At 25.7% G+C, this 20,622-nt stretch carries 18 protein-coding genes; 2 read left to right on the top strand and 16 right to left on the bottom strand.

What is annotated here, in order from left to right:
- The 14 genes from AVBRAN12647_RS08595 to ileS form a co-directional block, all read right to left on the bottom strand.
- A partial coding sequence (locus AVBRAN12647_RS08595; RefSeq protein WP_336615032.1) for a hypothetical protein occupies positions 1-421 on the bottom strand: 421 nt, incomplete at its 3' end.
- A gap of 208 nt (positions 422-629) precedes the next feature.
- Positions 630-2,726 (bottom strand): peptidase domain-containing ABC transporter, encoded by a 2,097-nt coding sequence (locus tag AVBRAN12647_RS08590; protein ID WP_214117715.1) that lies wholly within the window; start codon positions 2,724-2,726, stop codon positions 630-632.
- A 1-nt stretch (position 2,727) separates the two neighbouring features.
- Entirely contained in the window at positions 2,728-3,993 is a 1,266-nt protein-coding gene (locus AVBRAN12647_RS08585; RefSeq protein WP_336615031.1) for a TolC family protein, read from the bottom strand.
- Positions 3,990-5,288 (bottom strand): HlyD family type I secretion periplasmic adaptor subunit, encoded by a 1,299-nt coding sequence (locus AVBRAN12647_RS08580; protein ID WP_214150390.1) that lies wholly within the window; start codon positions 5,286-5,288, stop codon positions 3,990-3,992. The genes AVBRAN12647_RS08585 and AVBRAN12647_RS08580 overlap by 4 nt, the downstream gene beginning before the upstream one ends.
- A 71-nt stretch (positions 5,289-5,359) precedes the next feature.
- Positions 5,360-7,729 carry a VWA domain-containing protein gene (locus AVBRAN12647_RS08575; protein WP_336615030.1) on the bottom strand — a complete coding sequence of 790 codons (2,370 nt, stop codon included), beginning with the start codon at positions 7,727-7,729 and terminating at the stop codon, positions 5,360-5,362.
- Positions 7,730-8,141: 412 nt separating this feature from the next.
- Positions 8,142-9,203 (bottom strand): hypothetical protein, encoded by a 1,062-nt coding sequence (locus AVBRAN12647_RS08570; RefSeq protein ID WP_214117710.1) that lies wholly within the window; start codon positions 9,201-9,203, stop codon positions 8,142-8,144.
- 117 nt (positions 9,204-9,320) lie between these two features.
- Positions 9,321-9,470 carry a hypothetical protein gene (locus AVBRAN12647_RS08565; RefSeq protein WP_214117709.1) on the bottom strand — a complete coding sequence of 50 codons (150 nt, stop codon included), beginning with the start codon at positions 9,468-9,470 and terminating at the stop codon, positions 9,321-9,323.
- 20 nt (positions 9,471-9,490) lie between these two features.
- A complete protein-coding gene (locus AVBRAN12647_RS08560; protein WP_336615029.1) occupies positions 9,491-10,519 on the bottom strand; it encodes a hypothetical protein in 1,029 nt (342 codons plus the stop codon).
- Positions 10,520-10,648: 129 nt separating this feature from the next.
- Positions 10,649-10,780 (bottom strand): hypothetical protein, encoded by a 132-nt coding sequence (locus AVBRAN12647_RS08555; RefSeq protein ID WP_336615028.1) that lies wholly within the window; start codon positions 10,778-10,780, stop codon positions 10,649-10,651.
- A 12-nt stretch (positions 10,781-10,792) separates the two neighbouring features.
- Positions 10,793-11,371 (bottom strand): hypothetical protein, encoded by a 579-nt coding sequence (locus tag AVBRAN12647_RS08550; RefSeq protein WP_336608734.1) that lies wholly within the window; start codon positions 11,369-11,371, stop codon positions 10,793-10,795.
- A 139-nt stretch (positions 11,372-11,510) separates the two neighbouring features.
- Positions 11,511-12,647, bottom strand: coding sequence for a hypothetical protein (locus AVBRAN12647_RS08545; RefSeq protein ID WP_336615027.1), 1,137 nt, complete (start codon positions 12,645-12,647; stop codon positions 11,511-11,513).
- Between the two features lie 86 nt (positions 12,648-12,733).
- Positions 12,734-13,354, bottom strand: a complete 621-nt coding sequence (locus AVBRAN12647_RS08540) for a hypothetical protein (RefSeq protein WP_336614104.1) — start codon at positions 13,352-13,354, stop codon at positions 12,734-12,736.
- Between the two features lie 318 nt (positions 13,355-13,672).
- Entirely contained in the window at positions 13,673-15,034 is a 1,362-nt protein-coding gene (gatA, locus tag AVBRAN12647_RS08535; protein ID WP_336615026.1) for an Asp-tRNA(Asn)/Glu-tRNA(Gln) amidotransferase subunit GatA, read from the bottom strand.
- A gap of 94 nt (positions 15,035-15,128) precedes the next feature.
- Positions 15,129-17,861: an isoleucine--tRNA ligase gene (ileS, locus tag AVBRAN12647_RS08530; RefSeq protein WP_336615025.1), complete on the bottom strand. Its 2,733-nt coding sequence runs from the start codon at positions 17,859-17,861 to the stop codon at positions 15,129-15,131.
- 75 nt (positions 17,862-17,936) lie between these two features.
- Here ileS and AVBRAN12647_RS08525 point away from each other — a divergent pair, with 75 nt between their 5' ends.
- Positions 17,937-19,022, top strand: coding sequence for a CinA family protein (locus AVBRAN12647_RS08525; RefSeq protein ID WP_239803657.1), 1,086 nt, complete (start codon positions 17,937-17,939; stop codon positions 19,020-19,022).
- Positions 19,019-19,684: a uroporphyrinogen-III synthase gene (locus AVBRAN12647_RS08520; protein ID WP_336615024.1), complete on the top strand. Its 666-nt coding sequence runs from the start codon at positions 19,019-19,021 to the stop codon at positions 19,682-19,684. The genes AVBRAN12647_RS08525 and AVBRAN12647_RS08520 overlap by 4 nt, the downstream gene beginning before the upstream one ends.
- On the opposite strand, the gene AVBRAN12647_RS08515 is transcribed toward AVBRAN12647_RS08520, so the two are convergent.
- Together AVBRAN12647_RS08515 and AVBRAN12647_RS08510 are read right to left on the bottom strand one after the other, a co-directional pair.
- The gene (locus AVBRAN12647_RS08515; protein ID WP_336615023.1) at positions 19,681-20,520 is read right to left on the bottom strand and encodes a DUF535 family protein; all 840 of its coding nucleotides are present in this window, start codon (positions 20,518-20,520) and stop codon (positions 19,681-19,683) included. The two genes, AVBRAN12647_RS08520 and AVBRAN12647_RS08515, sit on opposite strands and share 4 nt — an antisense overlap.
- Positions 20,520-20,622 (bottom strand): hypothetical protein (locus tag AVBRAN12647_RS08510; RefSeq protein WP_336615033.1); only part of this gene is annotated, 103 nt, incomplete at its 5' end. The genes AVBRAN12647_RS08510 and AVBRAN12647_RS08515, both read right to left, overlap by 1 nt.

Here is a 20,622-nt window from a genome sequence, read left to right as displayed (position 1 = left end):
CTTGTGAAGTTTTTAATAAATCTTTGCTAAATTTTTTTATTTCTTTTATTTCATCTATACTTTTATAATTATTGATTTTTTCTAAATGCGTTTGTAGGTATCTCACAAAAAAATTTTGAATAGCGTATTTTTGTTTTTGTAACTCATCAATAATGCAACCATATCCAAGTTCATTGTAATTTACCTTATATGTTCTTTTATCATCAAAATCATAATATGGTTTATATCCTTGCTTTAATAAAATTTCTTCAACTTTTTTTAATTCCTTTGTTACCTTAACAAAATCACTATAATCGTAAGGTTGAAAAAAATTATATATCGCCATAGAAACAATACCAATCATTAAAATTATTAATGCAAAAAGAAGTACAAACAAATAATATAATGATTTTTTTATAAACTCTATCAGCTTAGAATACATTTATCGCTCCAAATATAAAACAACTTTTATGGTTTAGTATAGCAAATAAACAATAAAAATTCATAAAATTTAAAAATAATTATTAAAATTATGTTACTTTTCGTAATAAATAATATTAAAAAATATTTTTTGATTTAATTTCAAATTCATAATTCAAATTCTTTTAAAACTATAAATAATATTTATTAAATTATTTATAGTTTTAGGTTTATAGATTTTGCTGTTTGTATAAATGTGCGTAGTATCCATTAAGTTCCATTAGTTTTGTATGATTTCCACACTCAACCAAATTACCCTTATCAAGGACTAATATCTCATCACAATCTTTAACCGTGCTTAATCTATGTGCTATTATTATAAATGTTTTGTTTTGTTTGATTAGCGATAGATTTGATGTGATGATTTTCTCGCTTTCATAATCAAGTGCAGAAGTAGCCTCATCAAATATTAAAACCCTTGGATTATGTAGCAAGGCTCTTGCTATTGCTATTCTTTGTCTTTGACCGCCGCTTAATGCAGAGCCTCTTTCTCCTACTAAAGTATCATAACCTGCACTAAGTTCGCTTATGAAATCGTGTGCTCCTGCTATTTTGCATACATTTATTATTTCTTGCATTGATGCGCTTGGCTTTGATAGGCTTATGTTTTCTTTGATACTACCGCTAAATAAATAATTTTCTTGTAAAACTACGCCTAAATTACTCCTTAAAACATAAGGATTTAAATGTCTTAAATCTATTCCATCTATATAAATAGAGCCTTCGTTTGGGATATAAAGTCTTTCTATGAGTTTTGTTATGGTGCTTTTACCACTGCCACTGCGTCCTACTATTCCTATGCTTTTATTTGCTTGTAGGTTAAAGCTTAGATTATTTAAGACATAGTTAGAATTTGGGCTATATTTAAAGCTTACATTATCAAATTTTATATTACCTGATACTTGATTTAGCGATATAGGTTTATTTGTAGTTTGCTCTTGCGGTGTATTTAAAATATCTCCTAATCTATCTACGCTTAAAATAGCTTGTTGTAATTCATTCCACAAGCTTACAAGTCGCATAATAGGAGCGCTAAATTGATTGGCAAACATCTGAAAGGCTATTAATTGTCCTACACTTAAACTCCCATCAATTACTAATCCTACTCCAAAATACAAAATCGCTAATGTCATAAGCTTTTGTAAAGAATTAGCAAAAGTACTTGCGATATTGCTTAGATTACTTAAATTAAAAGATGATTTTAAATATTTTGCTAAATAATCCTCCCAGTATTTTTTCATACTACCTTCAATGGCTAGGGATTTTATGGTTTGCATTCCTGTTATGCTTTCTACTAGATATGAATTAGATGCTGCTCCCATTTGGAATTTATCTTCAAGCCTTGCTCTTAAAATAGGCGTTATAAAAAAATAAATCAAAGCAATACAAATCACAAAAGCTAATGAAACAAATGTTAGCTTCACGCTATATAAAAGCATCATCAAAATAAAAACTATACTAAATAACAAATCTAAAATCACGCTTACTGATTTGTTGGCTATAAAATCTCTTATATTATCAAGCTCTCTTATTCTAGCTGCTATGTTGCCTACTTTTCTATTCTCAAAATACACCATAGGTAACAATAATAAATGTGTAAATAACTCACTGCCTAATTTTGCGTCAATTTTTGTGGTAGTATGAGTAAAGATATAATTTCTACTAAGGCTTAATAAACTTTCAAAAACAATAACGCTAAAAAATGCAAAAGCGATTACATTAAGTGTGCTTATACTATGGTGCAACAAGACTTTATCAAGGACTACTTGAGTAAATAAAGGTGTAACTAAGCCAAATAATTGCATAACAAAACTTGCTAATAAAATTTGTAATACAATACCCTTATAACTTAGCATTCTTTTATAAAACCAAGAGAAGCCAAACTTTACACTATCGTTTAATAATTTGTGTGCTAGGATTAAGATTTTATCACTTGATAAATTATGTAATTCTTCATAGCTAATTTGCCTTGCTTCTTTTCCACCATCAAAAATAAGAGCTTGTTGATTATTAAAATCAAGTTTTAAAACTACAAAATATGTTAAATCTTTTTTCAAAAATATAAAAGGTGCTTTATATAAATGAAGGTTTTTTAAATTAAGCTTTTTGATTTTTACTTTAAAATCATTATCTTTAGCGATTTTTGCTAGTTCGTAAATACTTGGCTCGCTATCTTTTAAAGCGTATTTGTTACAAATCGCATTAATATCTATTGATATATTTGCAAATTGCGCACAAAGTGATAAGCAACCTAAGGCTGTATGCATATTAATATCCTTTTTTACAATTATTAAATTGATTATTTATTAAATTAATTTTAATAGCGTTTGCATTTGCATTTATTATATATTCATTTAAATCTTGGAGTTTTTTATAGTTTTCTATACTTGCATTTATGACTTCAAATTTTGATTTTTCACCAGTTTTGTGTAGTTTTTGTATATAAAGCTCATTTGTATTTGCTTCTTTGCTTATTATCTTTAAGGTTTTTATTATTTCATCTTTGTTTTGTATGAAAAATATAAGCTCGTTTATTTGTTTTTCATATTCTAGCTTTGCTTGTATTAGCTCTTGATTTAATTTGTTTATTTCTAATTGTTTTAACTCTTTAGATGAACTTGTTTTAAATCCATCAAATATAATATAGTTAATCCCAATTCCTACTAAGTACCCGTGTTTTTTAGAACTATCGGCAAGGTCTTGATAATTATTTTTGGTTTTATCATAAAAATCATATCTTGAATAAAGGCTTATTGTAGGGCGTTGATTTAGGGATTTTAGTTCATACATTGAGCTTTTTATTTTAGAATTTAATTCTAAAAATTTATTTGTTTTTTCAAATTCTAAAAAGTCTAAAGCAATTTCATCAATTTTACTAAAATCATCTATTTTATCAATATTAAGATTTGATAAATACGATATATATGATAAATAATTTCTTAATTCAAATTCTAGTTTTAAAATCTGTGTTTTTGCATCGCTAAAGTCCAAAAAATAAGAATTTACATTGATTAAATCTAATTCTCCAACTTTATTTAATCTCTTTGATAATTTATATAAACTTTCATAAGCAAGGCTTAAATTTTTATATGTTTTTAATTTATTTTCACTTAATAGTGCGAGTTTGTAGTATTCTAATAAATCTAGTGATAATTGCAATTCCTTATAACACTTATTGTAATTACTTGTAGCGATATTCTCTTTGGCTGATTTGATTTTATAATAATCATTTCCAAATTTGAATAAATCATATTTTAATATAAGTGATATTGTGCTTTGATGATTGTTATAATCGCTAAAAAGCTCTCTTTTATAATCATTACTTTTTGTATTTGAATACTTAAAATCTGCATTAAATGATAATTCTGGATATAAATATGATTTATAAAAATTATAATTATAATTAGCACTTTTAATATCTATTTTTGCGATATTTATGATAGGAGAATTTTTAAGTGCATAGTCTAGTATGGTGTAAAAATCTTTAGCTATTGATGTGCTAAGCATTATAAGAAAAACAAAAATAATTCTCATCTAATACTAAGCCCTTCATCAAGATATCTAATAATAGGATATATGAAAAACTCTATTACTCTTCTTTTGCCAACCTTTACTTCAGCTATTACTTGCATTCCTGGTTCTATTTCTTTTACTTCCCCATCTACTATCAAATGATTTTTTAAAGGTTTTACCTTAATTTCAAAAATATCTCCTAATTTTTCATCTTTTATAGCATCGTTTCCAATATGTTCTAAAATTCCATCTAGTTTGCCGTATTTTTGAAAATTAAATGTGGTTATTTTGATAGCTACATTTTGCCCTTTTTTAAGATATCCTATATCTTGATTTAATACATTTGCTTTTATTATAAGTGGTTTATCAATTGGGATTATTGATATTAATTGCTCATTGCTTGATACAGAACTTCCTTCAGTATTTACAAATAATTTTCCTACATATCCATCAACTGGTGATGAAATAACTTGCCTTAGGCTTTGAAATTCTATCGCGTTTATATCTGCCTTTAATAATGCTATTTCATTTTTAGTTTTTAAGAGTTCATCATAATTTTTAGCAATAAAATTTGCTTTAAAACTCTCAAGTTCTTTTGTGAGTTCGTTTAATTTATTTTCTAATTCTAAAGATTTGTTTTTATTTACAAGTATTTGTAATTGTAAATCTTGCTTTGTTTTTAATAAATTTTCATAATCTTTATAAGCGATTATATCTTTTACCTTGCTAAGTCTATTTAATTTTGAGCTTGTGTATTTATGCTCTATTTCTAATCTTTTTAATTCTTCTTTATTGGCTTGTAATGAATTAATAGTTTGTTTGATTTTAAATTCATAAGTGTTTATGCTATTTTTAAAGCTATTTAATTGGTTTTGATATAGGCTTAATTCTGCATTACTAACATCTTTTAATTCACTCTCGTTACTTAGTGCATTTAATCTTTTTAAACTATCTTCTAAAGCTTTTAAATTCTCTTTTTTACTTTCTAAATTGACTTTAGATACACTTGGGTCAACCAATATTAAAGGCTCATTTGCTTTTATTTTATCACCTTCTTTTACAAGAATTTTGTAAATTACTCCGTTTTCTAAAGGTTTGATTATTTTAATTTCTCCATCAGGAACTACTTTACCACTAGCACTTACTACTATATCAACCTTAGCTAGTATTAGCCAAGCAATACTAAAAACTATTACAAATAAAACTATATATAAAATACTTTTACCTAATGGATTTTGCGGTCTATCTTCTAACTCTACTAAAAGTGGTTTAAATTCGTGTGTATCATCATCAAATTTTTTAAAAATTTTAAACATATTTTACCTAATTAATATATTTTTTAAATACTTAAATAATAATTACCCTAAATTAATTTAGGGTAATTTGCTTAATTCCAAGCACTCATATAGATTTGATTTAATCTATCATCGTTTATATGATTAATATTATGAATATCTATGCCGTTATTTTTAGCAAATGCACTAGTTTGCTCTATTAGTTTATCTATTGTTTTTGTATTGATGAATTTATTATCATCAAGTTCTATTGTGTTTATTTGATTGTGATAGCCAAATTTCCAAGCAAAGTGATGTGCTACTCTTATGCTATTTGTATCATCATCTTTAAACTTTATTAGCAGGTCTTTACCATCTTTTATTAAAAATATTTCATCAGCTTTTAAATTTTGTAATTTTAAAGCATCTTGCCCACCATCATCATAGATTAAATCATTTCCATCACCTTTTCTATAAACATATATATCATTACCAAATCCACCATATAACTTATCATCTCCTTTACCACCGATTAAAGTATCGTTTCCTAATTTGGTTGATATAATATCGTTTTTATTACTGCCTATTATTACATCATCTTTATAAGATGTGCTTATATTGCTTGCATTATCTTGATAGGCTACTGCAAATGTTGATGTAGCAAAATTAGAAAAGCTAAAATCTTTTTCTTTTAAGAATACTATTGCTTCTTTGTTTGCTTGCATACTTACGCTTCTTTTGATAGCTAGTTCATCTAATGTAACATCACTAAAGCTTATGCTACTAATTTTACTTTCATTATTGGTATTATAAAAATCTTTTATTGTTACGCTATTATCTTTATTAAGTGTAATTTTTAAATCATTTAAATCTTTTTTAAATCTTACATCTTTATAGCTTACATCTTTAAAAATAATTGTATTTTTATCAATATTATTTAAATTGCTTTCTATTATGGTATCGTTACCAAAATTAAGCCCAGTAAATGTATAAGTATCGCTTCCAGCCTTACCTACTAGTGTATCATCTCCACCAAATCCATTAAGACTATTATCCTTATCATTGCCTTCTATCACATCATTACTTGAGGTTCCTATATTGCTTAATTCAAATAAAGCATCGCTAAGCTCTTCACTTGAATTTGAATTAAAATACATTCCATTAGTATTTTTAGCTAAATCTTTAAAATGCTCAAACTCATTACGAATAGCTATAAAATTAATTTTTACTGAATTATCTTCGTATTTATTGGTATTATTTGCATTTCTTAGACCTGCTACATAAAAAATTTTAGCTCTACCTTCTACTTCATCTCTTCTATGATTATCATCTCCAGGCTCATCTGTCATTACATACACTTCTTTACTCAAGTGATTATTTGGTGTAAAACGACTCATTCCTTCTAAGATAGCTGCCATAGTGTATTCTGTGCCACCATATTGCAAATTAACACTATTTATTCCACCTAAAAAACCTTGATAATCAGTGTAAGTTCCAATTGTTTTTATATCATTATCATTATAAGTAACTATTGATATTTTAGAATAAAAATTTTCTTTAAAGATATTACTAGCTATAATCTTTGCATTTGCTTTGCAAGTTGCTATATCATCTCCCATAGAACCTGTTGTATCTATTACTATAGCTACTTCTTTGCCTGGATTATCCTTTAAATTAATATTTAAAAATCCATCTTCGCTTTTTTTAAAATTGCGTATTGTTATACTACTATCGCCTTTAGTTACTATTAAATCATTATTGTCTTTAAGCTCATATGTAATACTTGTATCTTTAGCATCTATATATGCTTTCCTATCTTCATCATAAGAACCACCTTCTAATGTAGAGCCATTAAATACTACTTGACCTTTGCCATCCTTATCGTCTATTGTAACTTTACCATTACGAACATAATAAATATCATTACCGCTTATATCGCTAATCTTATGCTCTCCACCATCAATGATAATCAAATCATTTTTATTTAAATTTGTATTTTCACCTAATTTATTATGGGTATTATCAAGCAATATAATATCCCCACTAATTTGATTTTCATTAGTAAAATGTTTAAGGGTTGTAGAGATTTGGCTTTTAAAACTATTTGTACCTTGATAAGCTTCTCCTATTTTCTTACCATCATTTTCACTAGGTTCTTCTATGCTGGTTTCTTCTCCGATTATTTTATCTTTATAGTCAGCATACATTCTAACTACTTTCATATGATATTCTTCATCTACATTGCCATCAGGATAAAGCCCAAAAAAATCTGAAGTTCTTATTCTTCTTTGTGCAATTCCATAACCACTAGTTTTTCGTGATTTCCCGCCATTAGAATTATATCTTATCTCAAACCAAGCTCTAGCTCTATCACCTTCTTCAATAGCTTTAGATAAACCAGGTCCTATTAATTTTTTACCCCCATTGTACGCTAAATCAATAAGAGTTATTAATTCTTTGCTATCTTTTAGATATTTATACATTTCTTCACTAATTCCTTGATTAGGATTATTACTTGTTTTAATAATCATTTTTTTATAATCTGGCAATATAGTATAAAAAAGTTCTTTTGCTTCTTTTTCGTTAGTTAGTTTTATGCTATTTTTATTGTTATAATACTTTTCAATAATACGTTTGCCTTCATCTTTAGACTTTACTTTAGATAAAGCAGATATTAAATTATTAAAATCATTAGCTTGTTCATTGCTAACATTAAGTTTGATTGTTTTAAAATGTTCTCTCCAAGTATTTTTATGAGAAATTAATTCATAACCAACACCAATTGTAGGTCTAAGTTTACTATCAAGATAAACTTTTACATCAAAACCTTCATTATTCTTAATATTATTATATAATTCACTACTAAAGTTTTTTACCCTATGAAACCACTTAAACTCATTTTTTCTCCTTTTTTAGATTTGTTTCACAACCAAAAATTTTAAATTTATTACATCTATTAAGAGTTTTTTCTGAATATGGTTGATAAATTACATTAGATACCATATCTAAAATATCAATAAAAGTTATATTATAATAACTGTCATATCTAATATGATTTAAATTATTAAATTTATGATAATTTAAAATATAATCACTACCCTTATACTCTATAATAAAAGTTTCTTTTGCTTCTTCGTAATATTTATTTGACATTTTCATTTTATTAGAATTTTTTAAAAGTTCTAATAGATTTTTATTCTTCATAGGATGATTGCAAAAATCTTTTTCTATAAATAATATATTTCCAATTTCACCTGATAAAGCTAAGTAATTTTTATCATCTAAAACTACATCACTTATAGTTATACTTTTATGTTTTTCTATGTATTTTTTACCTTTAATTTTACTTATAATATAAAGCTCATTATTTTTATCAACTTCTATAAAACGATAACTGACATTATCATTGCTATCATCTGAACTATAATCTTTTATATACTTATAAACTTTTCTATCAAGCCCTAAATCCCAGCAGTATTTAAGAGTATCTTTTACTTCTTGGCTTGCGTAAGGCTTAGCATCTACAATTTTTGGCTTTATTTTTATATCCTTATATCTAAAAAAATCTTGCCAAAAATTATTGAGTTTTAGTAATTTTCTACATTTTTCTGGCTCATCAATAAATCGTCCATGCTCATATCGCATATAGTTATCTTTATTGCATTCTATTGAGTTTTCTTGAATTATTTTTATATGTTCTATTAGTTCTTTAGGATAGGTTTTTGAGTTTTCAAGACTAGTGCTAAGCTCTTTTATTCTAGCTTTATAAGAACTTATAATACAATTATTATCATCTTTGCAATTACTAATGATTTTTATAAACTCATTTTGGTCTTGTTTTATCTCTTTTGTAATATATGCAAAGCTTTTATAAATACTATCTAGCTCTATTTTTAACTTATTTATTTGATATGAATAAATATTTGTAATTAGTAAAATAGCTAATATTTTAAACATAACTCTCCTTTATTTTTCATATCATAGCATTTACTTAAATAAAAATATCAAAAAACTTTATTAAAATTAATTATTGTGTTACTTTTTGTAATATTTTTAAATCCTTATTTCAAATTCTCATAATTTTTTAAAGAATTTAAAATAAGAATTATAAGTTTTATAATTTGTAATCTCATCTTTACTAGGAGCTCTTTTTTGTCCCCACAAATACAATGATAATATTTCACTTGTAAAATCATCATTTAAATCTAATCTAAAATTTGCCATTCTTTCTCCTTTTTATAATTTTAAATACCATTGTAGATCTCAATTGCTTCTTTTTCTGGATCAAAGTTTGAATAACCACAATTATCAAATTTGCGTATATAACTACGTTTTTCCTTTATATCAGCTTCGTATGATAAAAGCTGATGATTAAAAACTCTAAGTCTATATTTATACTCTTTTTCTTTATCTTCACGCTCATCAAATTCATCAATAAGATAAAAGCTATAGGTTCTATATATATTATCTTTAAATTCAAAGGCTATATCCGTATAAACTGAAATTGAAACAGAAGCACCCCATCCAAGTAAAATAATAGGTTTAGTAAATCCAGCTATATTATTTTTAACTACTAGATATTTAGTGTAATCAACCGGTTCTAATTCATCGTAATTAACATATCTTTTAGAATAAATATTTTTTCTTAAGTAATCTTTGTAATTATCTAGATTTATATCTTTATGTATCTCATATTCATGATTTGTAATGCTATTATAAATCATTTTATAAAGAATATCTTTACGTACTAATAACTTTGTAAAATCATCAACCACTACTCTTTTATAAAGCTCATCTTTAGGTAATATCCTATCTTCTTTTAAGCAATAGCCTTGCTGATATTTTTTATAATCACTTAGAGTTACTATTTTTTCGTGAGTTTTACTTGAGTAATCAGGTATGGTTCTAAAAAAATAATTATATAAAGTAAATATTATTATCATAGGTATTATGCTATATTTAAAAGCTATTTTATTATTAAATCTTTTTCTTAATTTAAAGAAAAGTATTATAAAAAATATAATTATAAAAACTTTAAGATATATTAGTGGATAAAGTATAAACCCCTCATAAAATAAAATTATTATTTGACTTAAATTTTCATAAATAAAATAATTAGCTGCAAAAAAGCAAACAATAATTGAATAAATTACATTTACATCTGAGCCAATGCTAAAAATAACACCAGCAAAAATTGAGTAAAAAGCAATCACTATTTCAATTATTATAAAAATCTTAAAAAGTATTTTTAAGATTTCTAATGTTTTTTTCATAATATAACCTTAATTGTTTTTTATATCATAGCATTTACTTAAATAAAAATATCAAAAAACTTTATTAATTTTTATTAATTGTTACTTTTTGTAATATTTTTAAATCCTTATTTCAAATTCTCATAATTTTTACAATAATTTAAAATAGTAATTAGAAGTTTTATAATTTGTAATTTTATTTTTATTAAGAGTTTTTGTCCCCATAGGTATAATTATAATATTTGTAAAATCACCATTTAAATCTAATCTAAAATTTGCCATTCTTTCTCCTTATTAAACTTTTCTTCTATTAACTGTAATTGCGATTTTTGTAAAATCACCCCTTATATTATCATCATCTATTAGATTTGTAATGACTGCTTTATATGTTTTATTCTCAGGTACAAAATAAATTCTAGAATGTCTTTGTACCATTCTGACTTCTTCACCTTTAATATTCATAATTGAACTACCTATTACGTATGTATCATCATTTGGTGTAGCGACTTTATCAAATACTAATATCTCATTACCATCTTTAGTAAGCTCATATATTTTAATATCAAGTGCAAGTGGATAATAAGGATTATCTCGTATATTATCTACTATTTTTTTGTCATATAAATTAACTATACGATAATCCTTACTGCCTATTTTACCATAGCAAAAATACGTAGGATAAAAAACATAAAACCCTAAATGTTTTCCTATATCTTTTCTTTGTGGTTTAAAGATTATTTCAATTTTAGATCCTTTTTTGCTTAAATTAAATAAAGTATATATAGGAGTTTTTGGTATTTTATCTTTATGAACAAATTCAAAAGCATTTAAACTAAAAACTAGCATAAGTAATAAAGAAATTTTTTTAAGCATTTATTCTCCTTTATTTTTCATATCATAGCATTATTTAAGAATATTTTTTGGTTTGTAAATGTATTTTAGAGTTGAAATATAATTTTTAAATTCTTAGAATTTAAATATTTTTATTGCTTTATTTTGCTATATGTAAAAATTACTTATTTTTCATCTCATTATTATTAATAAAATTGTCTATAAATATATCATTGCATTCTTCGCCACCACGCACACTTATATTTTTACTACATGTTTCTGAAGCACGAGCACCACTTGTATAAAATGGAGAAGTAGCTGTAGCTATTATAGTATATAAAGAAAAAGGTGTGCCGGTTTTATAAGCAAGAATACTCTGAGCTATTTTTTTATTATTAATCCTATCTTTTATATAAGCAAAGTATTCAAATTTAGTCCAAAGTTTATCTTTTATATCAGGATAATCACATATATATTCATAATCAGAATTTGTGCATTTTACATATTCATATCTTGATAATTCATTTTTATCTATCTCTACTCTTGCTATACATTTACCTTTGTAGAATTCTTCAATTTTGACACTCTTTTTTCTATAAGCTTCCATCATATCTATAATTAGATATCTTATTCTATCTTCTGGCATATTATGTTTTTGTATTAAATATTTTATTAAATCTTTTATTTCAGTAGGAATTTTTTCATGAAACATATTTTTTCTTAAATAATCTTCCCAAAAAACATTACTATTACCTGCTAAATATTTTTTATAATATTTATTATATAGTTCTAAAAATTCTTCATACTCTATAAAACCTTTAGTTCCATCGCTTCTATCATATTCCAATGTAAACAATAGCTTATACTCTAAATCTTTTGAAACCATACAATTTTTATCATCTTCATTACTTGAATAAAATCTAAAATATTTTCCATTATTTATAGGATGGTCGCTTATTTCCTTATATTCAATATATTTTATTTTATTATCCAAAAGTGATCGCATATAAAAATCTGGTAATATAGAGCCAATCCATCCTCCTATATAATATTCGCTTATTTTATACCTCTCTTTATCCATAAGATTAACCTTATATTCACCAATATATAGCGAATTTCCTTTAAAAGTCTCAAGGTATGTATTTGTAGCATATTTATTTGCATTGTAATAAAAAACAATATTTGTTATAAATATATCACCAAAAAATGCAAAAAACCAAATAGCAAACCACATTAGTTTTCTTTTAAAACCTTTTGGTTTAATTAAAACAATAAAAAATGTAATAAGCACAATAATATGCAATAAAATAAATTCCATTTTTAACCCTAATTATTTTTCATATCATAGCATTTACTTAAATAAAAATATCAAAGTTATAGAATTTAAATTAAGTATTTTAGTTTTTAAAGCTTTTCATAAACATAACCATATTTATCAAAATAAATTTTAAGCTCTTTTATATTGATATTATGATTATCTTTAAAATACTTTTCAAGCTCGTGATATTTTTCAATGCTTAATATATTTATAATCTTTTCATCTTGCAATAAAATTACCGAATCCATTACCTTATAGTATTTTAGTTTAAGCGTAAATATGTAATAAAATAATTTAAGAATAAAATTTATAAAGTATTGTAAGATAGTAGCAGGTAGTAAAAAAATCCATAAAATTTGAATTACTTCATGGGGTTTTTGTGATTTGTGATGAACTACCGAAAAGCTTTTATATATCTTAAAAGGCTTATTTAAATCAATACTTTCTAACACTTCGCCATTATTTAGATAATTAATGGTATTTTTAGTAATTATGATTTCTCTTTTACACTTTATAAAAGGTCTTATGTAAGGTAGTGCTAAAAATGGCATAATTATAAAAACATTTCTATGAAGTGAAGAGCTAGGATTATCTGTTAGAAAATACGCAATATAACTTATTATCATACAAACAAAAGCAGGTAAAAAATCAAAAAATGTATTAATATCCTTGATAATTATCGGCTCTTTATCGTAATCTCTTTGCATATTATCTAACCTTTTTTTAATAAATTTATATGGTGCTATATAGTATAATCAATGTCTTAAATTAAAACCACAACTAAAAATAGTAACATTCCAAATTTTAAGCATTCAAATTCCTTTATTTTTCATATCATAGCATTTACTTAAATAAAAATATCAAAAAACTTTATTAATTTACAATTTAACCACTATTTAGATAGTTAATTTACGACAAAAAAAGGTAGAAAGTATAAAAATTACATAATATAAATATTAGGTGAAGTGCTAAAAGTGATTAAAATCTATTTTAAATTCTTAGAATTTAAAATAGAATAGGGTAGGTTATTTAACAGCGTTTTCCAAACTTAATGCTGCATTTAATAAGTTTTGCTCATCAAATCTTTTTGCTACTAATTGAACGCTCACATTTAAATTATCTTCAGTTTTAGCAACAGGCACGCTAATACCTGCAAGTTTTGCAAGATTAACTGAAATAGTGAAAATATCTTCTAAATAGCTTTCAACAGAACTAGTCTTCGCATCAAATGATTTTGGAAGACTTGGTGCAACAGGCATTAGTATTAAATCATTATCGCTTAAAATTTCATTGTATTTTCTAGTGATAACTTCTCTTACTAATTGAGCTTTTTTATAATATGCGTCAATATAACCACTTGAAAGCACGAATGTTCCTAATAAAATTCTTTTTTGAACTTCAAGCCCAAAACCTTCGCTTCTAGTATTTACATATAACTCGTTTAAATCTTTAAATTCCTTAGCTCTATTGCCATATCTAATCCCATCGTAACGACTTAAATTAGCACTTGCTTCGGCACAAGCTATTATATAATAAGCAGCTACATCGTATTTACTATCAGCAAGGCTAACTTCACTTATGGTATGACCACAAGCTTTTAATTTATCTATAGCTTTATAAGTTTGTGTTTTTATTTCATCAGAGCATGAATCTATATAATTTTTAATAATTGCGATTTTGTATTTTTTATTAGCGTCTAATTTATCAAATGTAGGCACAAATTGAATATCAGCACTAGTGCTATCAAACTCACAATGACCTGCAATCGCATCGTATAAAATACTAGCGTCTTTTACATTTTGAGTTAATACTCCTATTTGGTCTAAACTACTTGAATAACTAGCAAGTCCATATCTGCTAACTCTTCCATAACTTGGCTTAAAACCTACACAACCACAAAATGCAGCAGGCTGGCGAACACTTCCACCTGTATCGCTTCCTAATGCAGCAAGAGCTATTTTTGCACCTACCGCAGCAGCACTACCACCACTACTTCCACCTGGGACTAAAGTATTATTTAAAGGATTTAGGGTCTTTCCATAAAAGCTTGTTTTTGTAGTATTACCCATAGCAAACTCATCCATATTACATCTTCCAAATGGTGCGAATTTGTGTTTTTTCATATTGCTAATCACACTTGCATCATAAGGTGCATAATATCCTTGCATTATTTTTGAACCATTTGTAATGCTCCAGCCCTTAACTTGAATATTATCTTTAATAGCTACAGGCACTCCTAGATAATCAACATCATCTAAAGGAGTATTGATTAATTGCTCTACATAAGCTCCTAAATGTTTGTTTTCTAATGCTAATTTATTTAGCTCTTTTTTTAATTCTATTAATTCATTATCACTTAATTTTAATGCTTGTTCTAAAGTTATCATTTCTTTCCTTTATTTACTAAAATTACTCCAATAGCACTAATTATAGCTAATACTATAATAGTGCCGACTATTAGCTCTAAGCTAACAGGTTCGCTCATTTTAACACCCTTTCGCATCTAGGACATAAGCTTTCTTCGTTTAGGCTTAAGTATTTCCAACATCTAGGGCATTTGCATAGATTTGATTTTATGATTTTGTATGTTTTATTATCAATTTCAAAACTTGCCAAAGCTTCGTTATTATTTAAAGCTTCAATTTTACTTAATGAATAAAAATCAGCTGCTTCTTCATAATTTAATATCACTTCATCATTAGTAGCTAGATTTAGCTCTAATGTGCTTTTGATTATTTTATCTTTTTTCAATATATCAATTTGCTCGTAGAATTTAACACGAGTTTTTAATAAATATTCATAATCGTTTTTGCTCGGTGTGATTTTACTAGCAAAATCAAAATCTTCTAAATCAAAAATACTCTTAATATCGCCTAATATAAATTTGTTTGCGTGTTCACAAGCTTCATTTGTAGTATGAGTTAATACAGGTGCTAGTAAAACTAATAATTTTTTAAGTATTAAAGCCATTGCAGTAATTGACGCTGTTCTTTTGCTATCTTCTTTAGCATCACAATACAAGCTATCCTTACAAATATCAAGATAAACACCACTTAAATCAGCACTTAAAAATGTGCAAAGTGCATTCATACCTTTAGCGAAATCATATTCTAAGAATGATTTTTTGTAAAGCTCAAACACATTATTAGCTTTATTTAAAATCATTTTGTCTAAATCACTGAAATTATAATTATAAGCTTTTAAATCGCTAGTATTTGCTAATAAAAATCTTATTGTATTTCTTATTTTTCTATATTGTTCGCTAGTTTGTTTTAATATGCTTTCACCTAATTTAACATCAGTTGAATAATCACATAATGTTATATAAAGTCTAAAGATTTCTAAGCCATAATTTTTTGCAATTTGTTCTGGCGCTATTACATTGCCTAGACTTTTACTCATTTTTCTACCTTTTTCATCAACGGTAAATCCGTGAGTTAAAACTGCTTTATAAGGTGCTTGTTTGTTTAAAATAACGCTTAATAACAATGAGCTTTGAAACCACCCACGATGTTGGTCGCTTCCTTCTAAATACATATCAGCTTGAGTTGTTTTGATATCGTAATTTCCACTAGCTAAAACAGCGTTAAATGTAGAGCCACTATCAAACCAAACATCTAAAATATCAGTAACTTTTTCTAATTCATCTGCTTTATATTTTGAATTAGCTGGTAATAAATCTTTAATATCTTTTTGCCACCATACTCTTACGCCTTCTTTTTCAAATATGTTTGCAAGGTGTTCATAAAGTTCAAAATCCATAATCAAATTCCCTGATTTATCATTAAAGAATGCTAAAGGCACACCCCAAGAGCGTTGTCTTGAAATACACCAATCAGGTCTATTACTAATCATAGTTCCTATTCTATTTCTTCCTGCTTTTGGATAAAAACTCACTTCATCAAGTGATTTTTGAGCTAATTCTCTTAAAGTCATACCATTGTAAAATTCTTTATCCATAGCTATGAAAAATTGTTTAGTAGCTCTATAAATTATTGGTTTATGAGTTCTCCAGCAAAATGGATATGAGTGTATAAATTTAGAGCATTTTAAAAGACTTTCGCCCAATAATTCAATAATTACTTCATTTGCTTTAAATACATGCATTCCTAATAATTCAGGTTTATTTGGCACTAATCTTTTGATATTTTCATCATAACAACCATCATCTCCTACAGGCATTTCTACTTCAATGTTATATCTTAAACAAGCATAATAATCATCTTCTCCGTGTCCTGGTGCAGTATGGACTAAACCACTACCGCCATCCATTAAAACATGCTCTCCTGTTATGAATTGAGATAGATTATTGTTTAAAGGATTTAATGCGTTTGTATTTTCTAAAAAATCTCCTTTAAACTCAAGCACAGGTTTAATATTAAATTCTGCTAAATCTTCTAATCTTTTTTTAGCTACGATAAGACCATTTTCTCCTAAAACATATAGCTCATCTTTATTTAATGCGATTGCTTTATTTGCTGGTAAAGTCCAAGGAGTAGTAGTCCAAATAACAGCTCTTGCGTTGTTTAAAATACTATCATTTGCTCCTAAAGATTTAAGTTTTGCTTTTGCATCATCGTTTAGTTTGAATGCTACGAAAATTGAATAATCTTCTTTATCTTCATATTCAACTTCTGCTTCAGCTAAAGCACTTTTAGCAGCCCAACTCCAATAAACTGGCTTACTTCTTTGAATTAATAAACCATTTTTAGCTACTTCTAAAAGAGTTTTGTAAATATTTGCTTCAAATTTAAAATCCATAGTCAAATAAGGCTTGTCAAAATCTCCAATTATTCCTAAGTCTTTAAATTCTTTCATTTGAATACCTATGAATTCTTTTGCGTGTTCTGTGCAAGCGTCGTGAATTTCTTTTATACTTGGATTTTTATCTTTTAATTTGATTTCAACTTGTTGTTCAATAGGCAAACCATGGCAATCCCAACCAGGAGTATATGAAATTGAATTATTAGCTAGAAAATATCTAGTTTTATTAATCATATCTTTTAAGATTTTATTTAAAGCATGACCTATGTGTAAATGCCCGTTAGCATAAGGAGGGCCATCGTGTAGGATAAATTTAGGTGCTTTTTTATCTCTTAATTGTGCGTATGCAAATGATGAAAATTTTTCAAAACTTTTTTTCTCGTTTTCATAAAGATTTGCTCTCATCTCAAAAGTAGTATTGGGTAATAATAATGTATCTTTATAATCCATAAATGTGCCTTTAATATTTTTTGATTGTTAAAATGCACTTATTTTGCTATACTTTTTTAAATAAAAGGATAAGAAATGAAACATTTATTAATATATTTTACAAAAGATTTGAGTTTTAATAGTAGTTTTTGTGAATTTGTAGATAGAAGTTTGGCTAAGAAGAATTTGTTTGCTAATACTATCATTAAGCTTAATGATGATGATTCTAAATTAAATACTCTTTTAGAAATAGATGTTAAAAAATATGAATTAGTAACGATAATTGCTGATGAGCATTCTTTTTCTATGATTAATAAAATCCTAGCTACATTAAAAGAATGTGAATTGAGTTTAATTGATGATGAGTTTATAGTAGAAAATCCTAAAGATTATAAGAAAAATTCAGTTTTAATAGATTTAAACGGAGTAATGATTAATATATTAAAAGCTAGTATGTTTTATCTACCTGAAATTTTGCATAATACAAAACAAAGTTATGATTTTTTAATAAGTGATTTGGATTTAGAAAGTGCTGAAATATTATTAAATACTAGCGTAAAGCCTTATGGAGTAAGTCTTAATATTTATTCACTACTTGACAATTTATTATATGTCAAAGTAAATACTAATGAATATTCAGATGAAATAGGGCTTTTAAATTCCGTTAAATCATTATTCCCTAAAAAAGTGATTTTTGCTGATAATTTATATGAGCATATAATTAAAAAATTAAAAGAAAATAACAAAAAATTAAGCTTCGCAGAAAGCTGCACTGGTGGATTATTGGCTAGTAATTTTACTAAAATTAATGGCTCAAGTAGTGTTTATGAAGGTAGTGTTATAACATATTCAAATAAAAGCAAAAAAGCTTGGCTAAATGTAGAAGATATTCATTTAGAAAATCAAGCAGTTTATTCTCAAAATTGTGCTTTAGCAATGGCTACGGGGGTATTGAAATTGACTAAGGCAAATTACGCTATAACTTGCACGGGGGTTTTAGGAGATAGCGATGATTTAGGTGTTAAAAGCGGTGTGGCTTTTATATGTGCTATTAGTGATACAGGCTTGATTTTGCACGAGAGATTAGAATTACTTGGAGATAGGATTTATAAGCAAAATCAATGTGCTTTAGCCTGTGCTTTATTGCTTTGTAAACTTGAAAGAGAAGTGTTTTTTGAATGATTTATGTAGTTGGTTTAAAAAACGAAACAAATATAAAGAGTATTTTTGTAAATGAAATAATTTTTAATAATTTTAGCATTAATGATGATTTTGATGCTTGTATTTTTACTAGCAAAAATGCCGTTAAATCTTGTGTATTAAATAATATTAATCTAAAAAATAAAAAGATTTTTAGTATAGGTTTAGCAACTACGAAATACCTAAATAGTTTAGGCTTAGATGTATTTTATACAGGCAAATCAGCTCACGCGAGTGAATTTAAAAACGAGATATTGCCACTGCTAAATAATTTAAAATGTGTTTATTTTAGGGCTTTAAATATTATAAGTGATTTAGATGAGTTTTTAGATTCAAATAATATTAGCCTAAGGTCTGTAATAGCATATAGTAACGCTAGATTAAATACGCCTTTAGATAAGGATTTAAAGCCTTTTGTAAAGTCAATAAATAATGAAGATATATTGATATTTTTAGCACCATCAGGAGTGCGTGATTATGAATATTTTTTCAAAACTTTTCCAAAAAATATAATAGCAATAGGAAAAAGCACTGAAAATGAATTAAAAAAATATAATGTAAAAAATATTTTTGTTTCAGACTATCCTACTTTGCAAGATTGCTTAAACCTAGCTAATAGTTTAAATAAAATTAAAATAAATTAATTGTTTAATATTAAATTATCTAAAAACATATATCTTTTTTTATACATTGAACGTTTATTACTAGGTATTTCATTAATTGGAGTAGTTTTAAAAGATAATTTTTTATATCCTTGAAATTGTTCAATAACTTCACAATTTTCTTTAAAAATTTCATCAAGGTTGTGAATATTTAAAATTTTTCCTTTTCTTTTTTTACCTCTTTTAAAACTAGATATTGCATAAAAATCATCCACTCCATAAACATACTTTAATTTAAGCTTTTTAATAAAAATAAAAGAATAAAAAATCATGAATGTTATGGGTCTTAAACCAAAAAAACATTTTGTAAAATTTTTAATATATTCTTTTATATTATTTCCACTACCGCAACCTTGCAAACAAGTAATTAATATTCCATCATTTAGGGTAATAAAATTTAAATTATAAATTGGTTGATTTTTGTAATGAAGACTTAAAAAAAATAGTCCTTCGTTAATCATATTAGGGGTATTTTTTAAATATATAATATAGTCTTCATTTAGATTAATTACAGGAATCATACGAGTTTTAAAAATATTTGGATAATATTCATTAATAATAGATAAATCTCTTTCAAAACTTATATATCCTTGATTAAAGTTGAAATTTCTACAACCATATTGAATGTGTAATAAATCAATAGCTAACAAATTATTATTCTGAAAAAAATTAACTATATTGTTTGAGTTGTTAAAACAAATCTTATTTAGACGTTCATAATTATTTTTATAATAAAATTTTCTAATATTGAATTTTATTATTCTAATAATATTCTTAATAACACCATCTTTTCTACTATAATTATAATTTAAGCTCATTAGTCAATCTTTAAAATACTTAAAAATGCTTCTTGTGGTAAAGATACTTTACCTATTGCTTTCATACGCTTTTTACCTTCTTTTTGCTTTTCAAGTAGCTTT

Origin of the sequence: Campylobacter sp. RM12647 (assembly GCF_020138135.1) — a bacterium.
In the GTDB taxonomy this organism is placed as follows: Bacteria; Campylobacterota; Campylobacteria; order Campylobacterales; family Campylobacteraceae; genus Campylobacter_E.
This window is presented reverse-complemented; position numbering and strand designations above follow the sequence as displayed.